Annotated in this window: 12 protein-coding genes and 1 pseudogene; 3 read left to right on the forward strand and 10 right to left on the reverse strand. The window is 67.6% G+C overall.

What is annotated here, in order from left to right; translation table 11 throughout:
* Window positions 1–9: 9 nt before the first annotated feature.
* From TFC3_RS02945 to TFC3_RS40305, 5 genes and pseudogenes are all read right to left on the reverse strand, one after another.
* Window positions 10–840 (reverse strand): SDR family oxidoreductase, encoded by an 831-nt coding sequence (locus tag TFC3_RS02945; RefSeq protein ID WP_067495232.1) that lies wholly within the window; start codon window positions 838–840, stop codon window positions 10–12.
* 92 nt (window positions 841–932) lie between these two features.
* On the reverse strand, window positions 933–1,670 hold the full coding sequence (locus TFC3_RS02950; protein ID WP_067495235.1) for a hypothetical protein: 738 nt from the start codon (window positions 1,668–1,670) through the stop codon (window positions 933–935).
* Between the two features lie 32 nt (window positions 1,671–1,702).
* Window positions 1,703–2,371 carry a DedA family protein gene (locus tag TFC3_RS02955; protein WP_067495238.1) on the reverse strand — a complete coding sequence of 223 codons (669 nt, stop codon included), beginning with the start codon at window positions 2,369–2,371 and terminating at the stop codon, window positions 1,703–1,705.
* A 129-nt stretch (window positions 2,372–2,500) separates the two neighbouring features.
* On the reverse strand, window positions 2,501–5,365 hold the full coding sequence (locus tag TFC3_RS02960) for a GH92 family glycosyl hydrolase (protein ID WP_067495241.1): 2,865 nt from the start codon (window positions 5,363–5,365) through the stop codon (window positions 2,501–2,503).
* Window positions 5,366–5,666: 301 nt separating this feature from the next.
* A pseudogene (locus TFC3_RS40305) lies at window positions 5,667–5,792 on the reverse strand (DNA polymerase ligase N-terminal domain-containing protein); the annotation flags it as partial.
* Here TFC3_RS40305 and TFC3_RS02965 point away from each other — a divergent pair.
* Window positions 5,763–7,556 carry a sulfatase-like hydrolase/transferase gene (locus TFC3_RS02965; protein ID WP_153040072.1) on the forward strand — a complete coding sequence of 598 codons (1,794 nt, stop codon included), beginning with the start codon at window positions 5,763–5,765 and terminating at the stop codon, window positions 7,554–7,556. The pseudogene TFC3_RS40305 and the gene TFC3_RS02965 overlap by 30 nt on opposite strands.
* 84 nt (window positions 7,557–7,640) lie before the next feature.
* Here TFC3_RS02965 and TFC3_RS02970 read toward each other — a convergent pair whose 3' ends face one another.
* The 4 genes from TFC3_RS02970 to TFC3_RS02985 all read right to left on the reverse strand — a co-directional run bounded on the left by TFC3_RS02970 (window position 7,641) and on the right by TFC3_RS02985 (window position 11,651).
* A complete protein-coding gene (locus tag TFC3_RS02970; RefSeq protein ID WP_082771831.1) occupies window positions 7,641–8,840 on the reverse strand; it encodes an alpha-amylase family glycosyl hydrolase in 1,200 nt (399 codons plus the stop codon).
* Window positions 8,841–8,904: 64 nt separating this feature from the next.
* Entirely contained in the window at window positions 8,905–9,714 is an 810-nt protein-coding gene (locus TFC3_RS02975) for an RNA polymerase sigma factor SigF (protein WP_067495244.1), read from the reverse strand.
* Window positions 9,715–9,947: 233 nt separating this feature from the next.
* Window positions 9,948–10,457: an LURP-one-related/scramblase family protein gene (locus tag TFC3_RS02980; protein WP_067495247.1), complete on the reverse strand. Its 510-nt coding sequence runs from the start codon at window positions 10,455–10,457 to the stop codon at window positions 9,948–9,950.
* 9 nt (window positions 10,458–10,466) lie between these two features.
* Window positions 10,467–11,651 (reverse strand): zinc-dependent alcohol dehydrogenase, encoded by a 1,185-nt coding sequence (locus TFC3_RS02985; protein ID WP_067495250.1) that lies wholly within the window; start codon window positions 11,649–11,651, stop codon window positions 10,467–10,469.
* 105 nt (window positions 11,652–11,756) lie between these two features.
* Between TFC3_RS02985 and TFC3_RS02990 the strand changes: the two genes are divergently transcribed.
* On the forward strand, window positions 11,757–12,563 hold the full coding sequence (locus tag TFC3_RS02990; protein ID WP_067495253.1) for an SDR family oxidoreductase: 807 nt from the start codon (window positions 11,757–11,759) through the stop codon (window positions 12,561–12,563).
* Between the two features lie 13 nt (window positions 12,564–12,576).
* Here TFC3_RS02990 and TFC3_RS02995 read toward each other — a convergent pair whose 3' ends face one another.
* Window positions 12,577–13,413, reverse strand: a complete 837-nt coding sequence (locus TFC3_RS02995; protein ID WP_369819561.1) for a helix-turn-helix transcriptional regulator — start codon at window positions 13,411–13,413, stop codon at window positions 12,577–12,579.
* Between the two features lie 248 nt (window positions 13,414–13,661).
* On the opposite strand from TFC3_RS02995, the gene TFC3_RS03000 reads away from it, so the two are divergent.
* Window positions 13,662–14,717 carry an aldo/keto reductase gene (locus TFC3_RS03000; RefSeq protein ID WP_067495256.1) on the forward strand — a complete coding sequence of 352 codons (1,056 nt, stop codon included), beginning with the start codon at window positions 13,662–13,664 and terminating at the stop codon, window positions 14,715–14,717.
* Window positions 14,718–14,738: the final 21 nt, after the last annotated feature.

Consider the following 14,738-nt stretch of genomic DNA (forward strand, 5'->3'; position numbering starts at 1 on the left):
AGCGGAGACCTACAGGCCCTTCGTGGCAATCAACCGGGCGATCACATCCCAGTAGTGAGCAGGGGTAACCCGCGCCAGCAGGTCGGCTGCCTTGGCCGCGGTGCTGATCACCAGCCGCGGCTTGCGAGCCTGGATGGCGGCCACGATCTGGCGTGCGGCCTCCTCCGGCGGCATGGTGAGCGCTTTCTCGCTGAACGAGCGCGCCTGAGCCGCCTGCTTGCCGTCGAGGTCGGGGCCGCTGAGCCGGGCGTGCAAGGCAATGTTCGTCCGTACACCGCCGGGGTGCACCACGGTCACGCCGACCCGGCCGGTGAGCTCGTGCCGCAGCGCCTCGGAGAAGCCGCGAACACCGAACTTGCTGGTCGCGTAGGCCACCTGAGCCGGCGGCGCCACCAGGCCGAACAGGCTGGACAGGTTGACGACGTGCGAGCCGGGCCGGGCGAGCAACTGGGGGAGGAACGCCTTTGTCGTACGTACCACGGCGTTGAGGTTGATCTCCATGAGCCAGTCGAAGTCGGCCAGGCTGACCTGCTCGAACGTGCCGCTCAAGGCCACCCCGGCGTTGTTGACGAGCAGGTCGGCGCCGCCGTGGCGTTCCTGCACCAGCGCGGCGAGATCCAGCCGGTCGCCGCCGTCACCCAGATCCACTACCTCGGTGCTGACGTCGCGTGCACCGGCTTCCCGAGCCTGGCCGGCCACCTTGGCCAGCCCCTCAGCATCCCGGTCAACGAGGACAAGCACAGCTCGGCGGCGGGCCAGATCGAGAGCCAACGCGGCCCCGATCCCACTGGCCGCACCGGTGATGACACACGTACGCCCCGCAAAAGCGAATCGTTGCATGGGGTGATTATGGTGCCTGCACCTCGATGGTGGCTGAAACGAAGGCCGTTTGCCGCGGCGGCGGGTGGGCCGCCGCGGCGTGTTCTGTCGGGTCAGGAGTTTGCGGTCCGGCGTGCGGCGGTCCGGCGGGCTGTCGCGGTGGCGGGGTTTTCCGGCTCCGGCGCCGGGTCGGCTACGGTCCGGCGGCCGCGGCGGGTAGCCGGTGCTGCCTTGGCCGCGGTTACCTTGGCCGCCACCTTGCGTGCGGTGGACGAGGCGGTCTGCGACTGCTCCCGCGGTGGCGAGGAGCCTCGCCTGCCCAGCGGACGCCGGCTCGCGGGCTGTCCGGCCGAACCACGCTCCTCCGAACCAGCTTCCCCGGCCGTGCTGCCCGGCGCTGAAGCCGCCGCCCCAGCCGAGCCGCCAGTCCCGCTTGAAGAAGCCGCACCCGAAGAGGGCGCACCCGAGGAAGACGTACCCGAAGACGACGCATCCGACGAGGACCGGTCGCGTTGCTTCTCCCGGCGTACCAGGTCGGCCAGAATTTCCTTGTCGTACTTCGCCTCGGCAGCCTGGGCCTTGGTCTTCGCCGCCTCGGCCTTGGCCGCTGCCTTGCGGCGCTGCTTGAGCAGCTCGTTCCTGCGCTTGTCCGCCGCCTTCAGCGAACGCTTCAGCCGGGCCGCCTCCTCGACGGCGTGGTTCAGCGCCTGCTGTTGCTGCTCGGTCAGTCCGGCGATGGTCTTGAGTTGGTTGTCGATGTCGGTGACGGCCGCCTGGGCCTTCTCGGCGGCGGCGCCCGCGGTTCCGGCCCGCTCGCGGCGGCGGTCGATGGGTTGGGCGGTTGCGGTCACTGCTATCACTCCCTCCGGTCTTACCTTTTGGCCTACCCGGAAGGATTCCGCTCAATCGTGGTGGCGGCTGTGCGTGCCTTGCGTTTGCGGATGTGCCGCATGTGCAGGAAGACATAGGCGCCGATGGCCAGGACCGCCGCGCCGACCGCGTACCAGGTGTAGTGGTGAGCTTGCTCGATGAGGTCGCCGAGCTTGGGGCCCAGCAGGTACGAGATGGTTGTCCACCAGCCCACCCACAGGGCTGCGCCGATCGCGTTGTAGAGCAGGAACGTCTTCCATGGCATCGCGGTGATGCCCGCGATCACGCCGTTGAGCTGGCGCAGGCCGTCGATGAAGCGGGCCACCACGACGATGCGGTTGCCGCGCCGGGCGAAGAACTGCTCCGCCTTCTCCAGGCGGGCCGGGGTGATGAAGATGTACTTGCCGAAGCGGTGGACGGCCTTGCGGCCGCCGCGTACGCCGATCCAGTAGCCGATGTTGTCGCCCACCACGGCCGCGACGAACGCGATCAAGCCGACAACCCAGATGTCGAGCCGGCCCCAGCTCGCATAGATGGCCGCGGCGACCATGATCGTCTGGCCGGGGGCGGGGACGCCGAAGCTTTCCACTCCGATGACAGCGGCCACGGCAAGGTAGCCCCAGCGGTCGAGGATCGGGGCGACGCCGTGCAAGAAGCCCGGCAGGTCGTCGGTGGGCGGCATGGGCTTGAAGAGCTCCTGTCGTGTGTGGGGACCGGTGCCCCCAACCCTGAACGGTATCCACCGTCACGAGGCACAAACCAAAGTGTGCCCCGGCGATCCCTCGCCGGGGCACACCTTACGAAACAGGTGCTAGTTCTGCGGCGGCACGTCGCCGGGGCCGCTGCCCCAGGTCAAACTGGGGGTGGCGGCCAGCGTGTAGACAAGCTTGCCACCCTTGGTGATCTTGTCGGCGGTTAGCCACCCCTTCGTGGTGGATTTGCCGTCCACGGTCAATTTTTGTACGTAGATCGCGTTGTCGGCGCTGCGCGGTGCCTCGATCGTGAGGTCCTTGCCGTTGGCCAGGTGCACCACCGCCCGTGGGAACAGCGGGCTGGTCAGCGCCAGCTCGGCCCGGGTCGGCACGGTCGGGTACAAGCCGAGCGCGCTGAACACGTACCAGGCGCTCATCGTGCCGGCGTCGTCGTTGCCGGGGATGCCCCCGGTGGTCGCGTTCCACTTCTGGTTGATGATCGCCCGCACCGTCTCCTGCGTCTTGTACGCGGAGCCGAGGTAGTTGTACAGGTACGGCGTCTGGATGTCCGGCTCGTTGGTCGCGTCGAACTTCGTCCCGCTGGTGGCGCTCAGATCGAACGAGCCGTCGGGCTTGCGGAAGAACGCGTCCAGCCGCTCGATCGCTACCTTGTTGCCGCCCATCTTCTGGGCCAGCGTGGTGACGTCGGAGTAGACCATCCAGGTGTACTGGGCGCTGCTGCCCTCGACGAAGCCGGTGCCGGTGGACGGGCTGAACCCGCCGGCCCAGGTGCCGTCGCTGTAGCGGTCGCGCATCCAGCCCTTGTGCAGGTCGCCGTCGGGCACCGGGGTGGCCACCGCCGGGTCGGCGAGTTCGAGCTCACCGAGCTGCACGATGTCCGCGCCGCCGTTCTTGGTGACGTTGAGGCGGTAGTAGGTGAACGCCTGCGGCGCGGCGATCGTGTACTCCTTGGTCTGCCCGCGCTGCTCGAAGGTCTCCCCGGTGCGGGAGTCGATCGTGGTCCACATGGTGCCGTCGGTGGAGCCCTGCAGCGTCCAGTCCTGCGGGTCACGCTCGGGCACGTCGTTGCCGGAGGTGAGGGCGTACTTGTTCACGGTCAGCGGCTGCGCCACCTTGGCCTGGAGCCAGCCGGTGGTGGCGAAGGTCAGCCACTTGGTGCCCTTGTCACCGTCGAACGCCTGCGCTTTGCCCTCGTACGGTGCATTCTCCGCACTGGCCTGGATCTCGGTGATCTTCTCCCGGATGTTGTGCTCCAGGCCGGTGTCGATCTGCGCCTCGGGGTCGAACACGTTGCGCCAGTTGTGCGACCGGTCGAGGAAGGTTGCGTGCTGCTTGTCGTCGCCGAGCGCCTTGGCCAACTGGGCGATGCCGTAGTCGGCAGCGGCGTCCTCCAGCGTCTCGGCCGCACCGCCCCAGCAGTGGCAGTTGTCGGCGGGGACGTAGCCGAGTTCGAGGTACTTGTCGAGGGCCGGGCGCTGGCCGACGCACTCGACGTTGCAGCCCTTGTCGCTGGAGTCGTTGGCGGTCGGCACGGTGGCCGCGTCCACCAGCGAGTCGAAGGCACCCTGTACGTCGAAGTCGCGGGCGCCGAACGCGTACATGCCGGCGACTGCGGCGGCCGCGGGGTCCCCGGACATGACTGCGGTCTTGCCGTGCTGCAGCAGCCACCGGTCCCACTCGCCGTCGCGCTGGGTGGCGTAGTTGAACAGGCTCTGGGCGTAGTCGGAGGCCTGCTTCGGGTCCAGGACCGCCAGTAGCTGGATTTGCGCCCGGTACTGGTCCCAACCGGAGAACGTACCGTATTGGGCCTTTTGTCCTGTGGATAACGTGTGGATGGCGTCATCGGCACCGTAGTAGCGGCCGTCCACGTCGCTGGTCAGGGTCGGCTCGAGCATCGAGTGGTAGAGCGCGGTGTAGAACGTCGTCTTCTGGGCCTCGGTACCGCCGCCGATGCCGATCTTCTTCAGCCGGGCCGTCCAGGCCGAGCGTGCACCGGCCGCGATCGAGTTGAAGCTGAGCCGGTCGGGTGACTCGGCCTTCAGGTTGGCCACAGCGCCGTCAAGGCTCACGTAGGAGATCGCTACGCGCAGGTTCACGCTGGTCGTACCGGGGGCGAAGGTGACGTACCCGCCCGAGCCCTTGCCCGCGTTTGGCCGGCCGCTGGTGCTGTAGCCGCTGCCGCCGGTGGCGTCCGTGGTACCCGGGTTGAGCGCCGCGTCCTTCCACGTACCGGTGGCGCTGAACGGCTGGTCGAGCTTCGCCGTGAAGTGCAGCGTGTAGTACGCGTGCGAGTTGTCCGTGCTCTGCGGGCCGCAGAAGTTACCGGCCTTGACCGAGCCCGTGATGGTCTGGGTGGCCGGGTCGATGTGCACCGAGGCGTCTTCGCTGCCGGTCTCCGACATCGACGTACGGAACAACAGGCTCGCGCTCTTGTCCGCCGGGAACGTGAACTTGCCGAACCCGGTGCGCGGCGTGGCAGTCAGCTCCGCGCCGGCCCCGCTGTCCAGGCCGACCTTGTAGTAGCCGGGCTTGGCCACCTCGTTGGCGTGCGAGAACGTGCTGGCAAACACCGCGTCCGTGGCATCTGCGGTCGGCGAACTGGCCACTTCCCCGACGTACGGCAGAATCGGAATGTCGCCGTTTGCCCCGGAACACCCGACACCGCTGAGGTGGGTCAGGCTGAGGCCCCGGATGCGTGTGGCCGTGTACTGGTAGCCGCCCGGCGCGGGGGTCGAGATCTGGGTGCCTCGCGAGGTCTGCGGGCTCCACGCCAGCATGCCGAACGGGGTGACCGCACCGGGATAGGTGTTGCCGAGGTTGGTGCTGCCGATGAGCGGATTGACGTAGGCCGCGGGCTCCGAGACCAGCGGCGGCAGAGCGGCGGCGGCGGCTTGCGCGGCCGCGCCGAACGGAACAGTCAGGGCGACACCCGCGAGGGCGGCGACGGTACGGCGTCCGAGCATGCAGATCCCCTACTGACATCGATGTCATGCCATGTCGAGGTTCAGCCTGTATCGACTCCGTCCGATGTGTCAAGAAGGTGGCCGGCTCTTGACAAGATGGAGCAGCCAGTTTTTCCCGTCCGTGTGGATCAGCGCGTACCGATGGGATCCCCTCCCGCCCGTGCAGCGTGAACACCATCCGCTTGGCGTTGCGGTCGATCTGCTCCCACCACCCGATGTCCGCGATGAACTTGTCCTCGTCGGTGTAGGTCAAATGCTCCAGATCATGATCCGGTACGGCCACAGCCAGGCGGTTGCGCGCCGGGTCAACCGGCAGTCCCCGGGGCACGGCCCAGGACCTCAGCACCCCCTCCTCTTCGAGCCGGAGATCGTAGTGGGGTTGTGGCTTGCGGTGATCATGGAGAACGAACGATGGTCGGTCGGCCACTGCATTGAACTCCTGCCGTACGAGATCCGTAACGCCTCCTGGAGTGTCCCGGAGGAGGGCTACGTCTTGTCTGAACCAGTCACCGCCGCTACCGAGCCGGCGCCGGAGCGCAGCAGGTTGCGCCGCGGCCTCGGCATCGCCTTCAGCGTTGCGGCGATCGTGCTGATTGTGGCCGCGCTGTTGCTTCCCAACACTCTTACCCGCCTGCTGCGAACAGGTGCGTTCTTCCGGCTGCCGGTCGAGGGTTTCGTGGCCATCGGCCTGCTCCTGCTGATCCCGGGTGCCCGGTGGAAGAAGATCGTCGCGGGCGTGCTCGGCGCCGGTCTGGGTCTGCTGGTGGTCGAGAAAATCCTGGACATCGGCTTCTACAAGACCCTGGCCCGCCCGTTCGACCCGGTGCTGGACTGGGTGCTGGTCGACGACGCCGAGTCGTTCCTCAAGGACTCGGTCGGCTCGGCCGGGGCGATCGGCGCGCTGATCGGCGTCATCGCGCTGATCCTGCTCATCGTCAGCCTGCTGACCTGGGCCGCGATCCGGGTCGTCAAGCTGGGCGACCAGCACCGCAAGGCCGCCGCGGGCACCGCGATCACCGGCACCGCGATCTGGGTCGTTCTGCTCATGCTCGGCGTGCAGGCCTTCACCGGCATCCCGGTCGCCGCGCGCAGCAGCTACACCTACGCCTGGGACCGCGCCCACTCGGTCAAGAAGGGCCTCAACGACGAGAAGACGTTCGCCCGCGAGGTCAAGATCGACGCCTTTGCCACCACCCCGCCGGATCAGCTGCTCACCTCGCTGCGCGGCAAGGACGTGATGGTCACCTTCGTCGAGAGCTACGGGCGGTCGGCGGTCGAGGATCCAGCCCTCAATCCGGGTACGGTCAAAGTCCTCGACGAAGGGTCGGCATCGCTGGCCAAGGCGGGCTATGTGGCCAAATCGGGCTGGCTGACCTCACCCACTGCCGGCGGCGGTAGCTGGCTGGCCCACTCCACCCTGCTCTCCGGCTTGTGGATCAACAACCAGCAGCGCTACCGCAACCTGACCTCCAGCGACCGGCTGACCCTGACCAGCCTGTTCAAGAAGGCCGACTGGGACACCATGAGCGTCATGCCGGGGGCCACCCGGGCCTGGCCGGAGGGCAACTTCTACGGCTACAACCGCGTGTACGACTCCCGCAACACCGGATACGCCGGCCCCAAGTTCGGCTGGGGCCCGCAACCCGACCAGTACACGCTCGACTGGTTCCAGAAGAACGTGCACGCCCCCGCGCACTCGCCCATGTTCGTCGAGATGCCGCTCGTGTCCAGCCACACCCCGTGGGCGCCGCTGCCGACCTTCATCGACTGGAAGGATGTCGGCGACGGCGCGGTCTACACCCAGCTCAAGCAGAACGCGAAGAGCGCCAAGTCGGTGTGGAGCGACCCGGAGAAGGTCAAGCACGAGTACGCCCGCTCGGTGCAGTACACGCTGACCACGATCATCTCGTACCTGGAAAAATTCGGTGACGACAACACCGTCATGGTCTTCCTCGGCGACCACCAGCCGGCCCCGATCGTGGTCGGCGACGGCGCCAGCCACGATGTCCCGATCACGATCCTGGCCAAGGACAAGAAGGTGCTGGACAAGGTCGCCGACTGGAACTGGAGCGACGGCATCAAGCCGGCCCCCAACGCCCCGGTCTGGCCGATGAACCAGTTCCGCGACAGGTTCCTGACCGCGTTCGGCCCGACCGGCGACGTCAGCCGCGCCCTGTCCCCGCCCCGCTGATCTCCAGCACGGCGCGGTAGCGGGCCTCACCTTTGCGAACCCGATCCAGCGCCGCGCCGATCCGCCACGCTTGATCTGGGCCGCTCAGGAAGCCGTCCAGCTGCGCGCCGCCAACTCGACCTTCCCGCCACCCACCGTCGGCACCAGCGCCGGCTCGTCACCCGCGTTGAGCGCCACCACCAGCCTCGAATCGCCGTCGAACGCCTCGTAGACGAACTGCTCATTGGTCAAGTGCAGCTGCCGGGTGCGGGCCCGGTGCAGCCACGGATGCCGCCGGCGCAGGCCGATCAGATCCTGATGCAAACGGCGGAGACTGTCCCCGTACGGCGCCAACTCGGCCGGCGTAGCTGGGAACTCGGGCCGGATGGCGTCGTCCCCGTTGGCCTTTTCCTCTTTGACGCCACGGAAGCCTTGTTCGTCGCCGGACCAGATGCTTGGGGTGCCGCCGATGGTCAGCAGGATGGCCAAGGCCAGCGGGATGTTGCGTTCGTCGGTGAGCTGGCTGGCGATGCGGGTCACGTCGTGGTTGCCGATGAAGGTCTGCGGCGCGAACGTGTCGAGGAAGCTGTTGTGCCGTTCCAGGGCCCAGCCGAGTTCGAAGAAGTTGCCGTCGTTCAGCGCACTCCAGATGGCCTTCCACAGCTCGTACTGGGTCACCGAGTCAACAGTGGATTGCTCGACGAACGCGGCGTAATCGCCGTGGATGACCTCACCAAAGATGTACGCCTCCGGGAACTCGGCGCGTACCCGGGGCAGCACCCGCGCCCAGAAGCCGGTGGGCACCGCATAAGCCGCGTCCAGCCGCCACCCGTCGGCACCGCGGCGCAACCAGTGCTGCATGACCTCGGTGACGTAGTCCGCCACGGCCGGCTCGTCGTGGTTGAGGGTCACCAGCGAGTCGTGGCCTTCGAACACCCCTCGGCCGGTCCACGATTCCCGGGCCGCCGCGGCGTGCCCGCGACCCACATGGTTGAACACGCCGTCGAGCAGCACCCGCAGCCCCCGGTCGTGCGCGGCGGCGATCAGCTGGTCGAAATCCTCGTTGCCGCCGAGCCGCGGGTCGATGCGGAGGTGGTCGACGGTGTCGTAGCCGTGCGTCTCGGAGGCGAAGATCGGCCCCAGCAGCAGCCCGGATGCGCCCAGCTCGATCGCGTAGTCGAGCCACGCCTGCAGCCGATGCAGGCCGCCGCTGTGCACGCCTGGGCGGACCGGGTAGGCACCGGCGAAGCCGAGCGGATAGACCTGCCACCACACGGCGTGCTGCACCCAGCCGGCCTCGGTCATGTGTCCCCCCGGGAAGCCGAAAAGCCGGCCCTGAACCAGGACCGGCTTTTCGTGGTGGAAAAGATCAGATGGTGTCGGCGGCCAGCTGGCCGCGCAGCTTGGTCAGCGCCTTGGTGAGCAGCCGGCTGACGTGCATCTGGGAGATGCCCACCTGGTCGGCGATCTGCGACTGGGTCAGGTTGCCGTAGAAGCGCAGCGTCAGGATCTTCTGCTCACGCTCGTCCAGCGAGGCCAGGGCCGGGCCCAGGGCTACGCGGGTTTCGGCGAGTTCGAATTCGTAGTCCTCGCCGCCGAGGGTGTCGCCGAGTTCGGTGCTGCCGTCGGCGCTGATCGGCGTGGACAGGCTGGTGGCGTTGTAGGCGCGGGCGCCTTCGAGGCCTTCCAGGACGTCTTCCTCGGTGACGCCGAGGTGGGCGGCGATGTCGGCCACCTGCGGGGAGCGGCCGAGGCTGTGGGTGAGGGTGGCGTTGGCCTCGGTGATGGCCAGGCGCAGCTCCTGCAGCCGGCGCGGCACGCGGACCGACCAGGTGCGGTCGCGGAAGTGGCGCTTGATCTCACCGATGATGGTGGGGATGGCGTAGCCGGCGAAGTCGACGCCGCGTTCGGGGTCGAACTTGTCGACGGCTTTGATCAGGCCGACGGTGGCGGTCTGCACCAGGTCGTCGGTGGGTTCGCCGCGGCCGGAGTAGCGGTGGGCGAGATGGCGGGCCAGCGGCAGCCAGGCCTCGATAGCCCGGTCGCGAAGGCTTGCGCGCGACGGGTGACCGGCCGGCATTGCCGCCATGGCGTTGAGCAGATCAGCGGCGCTGTCCGCAGGCGCCTCGCTGATGGTCGTCGACGCAGTGGTCGACGGGGCCGACTGGGTGACAGTCATTTCCGTGGTCCTCCCTGGCACCTGTCCGGAGAGCCGGTCCGGCATGAGCCGAGCCCGTCGGGCTGGGGTGTCTTTATCAGCTCAGCATGTGGACGGCGGTCGAAGCCCGACGCCGCCCACGCGCATGCTAGGCCTTTCGGTTACCGAGACCTTATCCGACAGGACGAGCCTTGACCAGCCGAAAGTATGAGTCACCTTCAGTAACCGGGAGAACACGATAGATTATCGGGTTTTCAATCGTTTTGTTCCTCTTTTTCTTTTTTCTTTTCTTCGCGCTCCAGGGCCAGATCCAGGGCAAGGACGCTGCCAATGATCAGCAGTGGGTCCTCACCGGCAGTAACCTGGACGGCGTAGGTGTCCCGGATGGTCAGCCACCGCTTTGACACCGCGGCGACATCCCGGCCGCCGCGCTCAATCACGTACTCGTGGTCGAGCAGGTCGCCCTTCATGGTCAGGTCGTCGGGCCCGGGAACGTCGATGGTGAACTTGTCGCGGAACGGGGTGAACAACTTTTTGTGCACCTCGGCGGCCTTCTCGCCGCCGATCCGGATCTCGTACGTGGGCCGCAGCGCCACGAGGTGCCGGTGCACGCTGGCCACCTCGGCGCCGGACGGGTCCTCGATCACCACCTTGTTGCGGACGCTGAGCACCTTGCCGTCGACCCGGTACAGCTTCGTGCCGTGCTCATCGAGCACATCGAAGTCGTCGCCTACCGAGAAGAACTTCTCCCTGATGACATACATAGGACGAAGCTACGGCTTGAGCACAACCTTGATGCAGCCGTCCTCCTTCTTCTTGAACATGTCATAGGCCTGCGGCGCTTCCTCCAGCGGCACCCGGTGGGTGACCAGATCGTCCACGCCCAGCGGGTCGCCGTCGCCGGTGAGCAGCGGCATGATCTCGTCCACCCACTGCTTGACGTGCGCCTGGCCCATGCGCAGGGTCACGCCCTTGTCGAACAGGTCGAACATCGGCATCGGGTCGGCCTGCCCGCCGTACACGCCGATGATGGACACCGTGCCGGCGCGGCGCACCGAGGCGAACGCCGTGCGCAGCGCGCCCATCCGGTCCACCCCGGCGGTGTCGATCGCCTTGCGCGCGATGGCGTCGGGGAGCAGCCCGGCCGCCTTCTGCGCGAACTCCTGCACCGGTGTGCCGTGGGCCTCCATGCCGACCGCCTCGACCACGCTGTCCGCGCCCCGGCCGTTGGTCATGTCGTAGACCGCTGCCGGGACGTCGTCGACCTCGTCGAAGTTGATGACCTCGATGCCGTTGCGGCGGGCCATCTCCAGGCGCTCGGGCACGTTGTCGGTGGCGATGACGCGCTCGGCACCCAGGTGACGGGCGATGCGAGCGGTCATCTGGCCGATCGGGCCCAGTCCGGTCACGAACACGCTGCCGCCGGGCACGATGTCGGCCCACTTGGCGGCCTGCCACGAGGTGGTCAGCACGTCGGAGAGGAAGAGGAAGCGCTCGTCGGGGTGGCCGTCCGGCACCTTGATCGGCCCGAAGTGCGCCTGCGGCACGCGCAGGTACTCGGCCTGACCGCCCGGCACCTGGCCGTACAGCTTGGTGTAACCGAACAGGGAGGCACCCTTGCCGTGCTCCTTGACCTGGGTGGTCTCGCACTGGGCGAAGTAGCCGCGCTTGCACATGTAGCAGTAGCCGCAGGAGATGTTGAACGGGATGACCACCCGGTCGCCCGGCTTGATGTGGGTGACCTCGGAGCCGACCTCCTCGACGATGCCCATCGGCTCGTGTCCCAGCACGTCACCCTTGTCCAGGTACATGCCGAGCACGTCGTACAGGTGCAGGTCGGAGCCGCAGATGGCGGTGGAGGTCATCCGTACGATCGCATCCGTGGGCTCCTGGATCTTGGGGTCGGGCACATCCTCCACGGAAACCTTCGCCGTACCCTGCCAAGTCAATGCGCGCATGCGGTCCTCCGGCTCTTCTTTGAACTGCGTCTTTGAACTGCGTCGCCCTCAAGATGCCCGGCGAAGCCCCGGATTAACTCCGATGAGCGCGGGCATCCGAATCTCATGACGACGACACCCACCGGACGTGAATTCGCAGTGGTCACCGGCGCTTCCAGCGGCATCGGCTACGAGCTGGCCCGCCAATTCGTCGAGAACGGATACGACCTGCTGATCGCCGCCGAGGACGAGGACATCGAGCAGGCGGCCACCAACCTGCGGCGTGACGGTCAAAATCAGGTGACCGCGGTACGAGCAGACCTCGCGACCTACGAAGGCGTCGAGACCCTCTACTCGAAGATCCAGGAAACCGGCCGTCCGGTCGACGCCATCGCGCTCAACGCCGGGCGCGGCATCGGCGGCGACTTCACCCGCGACACCGACCTGCGCGACGAGCTCAACGTGATCGACGTGAACGTCACCTCGACGGTCCACCTGGCCAAGCGGGTGCTGCCCGGCATGGTCGCGCGCGGCGCCGGCCGGGTGCTGTTCACCTCCTCCATCGCCTCCGAGATGCCGGGCACCTACCAGGCGGTCTACAACGCCTCGAAGTCGTTCGTGCAGTCGTTCGCCGAGGCCGTGCGCACCGAACTCAAGGACACCGGCGTCACGGTCACCTCGCTGATGCCCGGCCCGACCGAGACGAACTTCTTCCACCGCGCCGAGATGGACGACACCCGGGTCGGATCCAGCAAGAAGGACGACCCGGCTCAGGTCGCCGAGCAGGGTTTCAAGGCACTCATGAAGGGCGAGGAGAAGGTCGTGGCCGGCTCGGTGATGACCAAGGTGCAGGGCGCGGCGTCGAAGGTGCTGCCCGACTCGGTGAAGGCCAAGATGCACGAGAAGATGGCCGAGCCCGGCTCCGGCAAGTGACCTGGGCCGGTGCTCACAACCGCTGACTGCCGAGGACCGAGAGCAGCTGCAGTTTCTCGTGGCTCTCGGTTCCCGGCACGGCGGTGAACACCAGCAGCGCCTGACCCTGCCGGGGATCGGTAAGGGTCTGGCAGTACACCTCGATGATGCCAAGTTCAGGGTGGGAGATGCGCTTGAGATCCGAATGGGGGGCGCTGATGTCGTGCGAGCTCCACACCGTACGGAATTCCGCGCTCTTGTCGTGTAATGCCTCAACGACGGCGGCCGCCCGCGAGTCCTTGCCCTCCTGGGTGTAGACCATTCGCAACTGCGCGGTGAAGATGCGCCCGAGCAAGGAATGGTCGTCCTCGGGGTAGATCAGGCGTGACTCCGGCTCGGTGTACCAGCGGTAGACCATGCTGCGGGCCATGCCGGTCCAGCGAGAGTCGTCGCCCAGCAGCGCGATCGCCGGGGGCGTCTGGCTCAGCGTCTCACCCAGACTGCTCATTACCTGGGCCGGGGTGTCCTGCAGCCGATCCAGGATGCGCATGATGCCCGGGCTCAGGTGGTGGGCGCGGGTGACCCGGTGGGGCGTGGCGTGACCTGCGAGGCGGAAGAGGTGATCCCGCTCGTCCAGCGTCAGGTGCAGACCCCTGGCGATCGCGGCGAGCATCTGCTCCGAGGGCACCGGCCCGCGGTTCTGCTCGATGCGGCTGTAATAGTCGGCCGACATGCCGCTGAGCGACGCCACTTCCTCGCGCCGCAGCCCGCCGGTGCGCCGCCGGGCACCCCGGGGCAGCCCGACATCCTCCGGTTGCAGGGCCTCCCGCCGCGTACGCAGAAAGTCGGCCAGTTGAGCGCGGTCCACCATCTCTCAAGATTGCCTCCTGCGGCGGCGCAGGAGGAAGGACTCGCGGATCCACGGACAAGCTGTCCCTGGAAACGCCGCAGCTCAGAACGAGGAAACGCCGGAGCGCCGGCCGTGAGGACGGGGCCGGCGCTCCAAGGGGGGAACGGCGTGCTCGGGGACGGGTCATGCCTACGGCCATCTTCATCGATGCATTAGTTAACAAGCAAGCAATCCTGGTTCCGGAACTTGGAACGGGGAACCCCGCTGGCATGGAGTACAGAAGCCTCGGAAGAACCGGTATGCAGGTAAGCCCGCTCTGCCTCGGCGCGATGATGTTCGGGGCGTGGGGTGAGCCCGACCACGACGAGTCCGTGCGGATCATCCATCGGGCCCTGGACGCGGGCGTCAACTTCATCGACACCGCCGACGTCTACTCGCAGGGCGAGAGCGAGATCATCGTGGGCAAGGCGCTGGCGGACGGGCGGCGTGACGACGTCATTCTGGCCACCAAGTTCCACGGTCAGATGGGCGTGGCCAGCGATGCGCCGATGGGCACCAAGGGTGACCCCAACAGCCAGGGCAACTCACGCCGCTGGATCATCCGGGAGGTGGAGAACAGCCTGCGCCGGCTGAACACCGACTGGATCGACCTCTACCAGGTGCACCGCCCGTCGCCGGACACCGACCTTGAGGAGACCCTGTCCGCGCTCACCGACCTGCAGCGCCAGGGCAAGATCCGCGCGTTCGGCTGCTCCACGTTCCCGGCGCACCAGATCGTCGAGGCACAGTGGGTGTCGCAGCGGCGGGCGCTGGGTCGCTTCGTCACCGAGCAGCCGCCGTACTCGATGCTCGTGCGCGGGATCGAGGCCGATCTGCTCCCGGTGGCCCAGCAGTACGGCATGGGCGTCATCCCGTGGAGCCCGCTCGCCGGTGGCTGGCTCAGCGGCAAGTACCGCAAGGGTCAGGACACCCCGGAGTCGACCCGGGCCAACCGCTTGCCGCAGCGCTACGACCTCTCGCTGCCGGAGAACCAGCGCAAGTTCGAGGCGGCGGACAAGCTTGGCGCCCTGGCGGACGATGCCGGGCTGAGCCTGGTGCACCTGGCCATCGCGTTCGTGCTGGCCCACCCGGGGGTCACCGCGCCCATTATCGGTCCGCGCACCATGGAGCAGTTGGAGTCTCAGCTCGGCGCCGCCGAGGTGACGCTGAGCGCGGACGTCCTCGACCGCATCGACGAGATCGTGCCGCCGGGCAGCACCTTCAGCCGGGCCGACAGCGGCTACCTGCCTCCGGCGCTGACCGACCCGGCCCAGCGGCGGCGCTAAGTTATCACCTTGTTTCCAGCG

The organism is Actinoplanes sp. TFC3 (genome assembly GCF_001553785.1).
GTDB lineage: Bacteria > Actinomycetota > Actinomycetes > Mycobacteriales > Micromonosporaceae > Actinoplanes.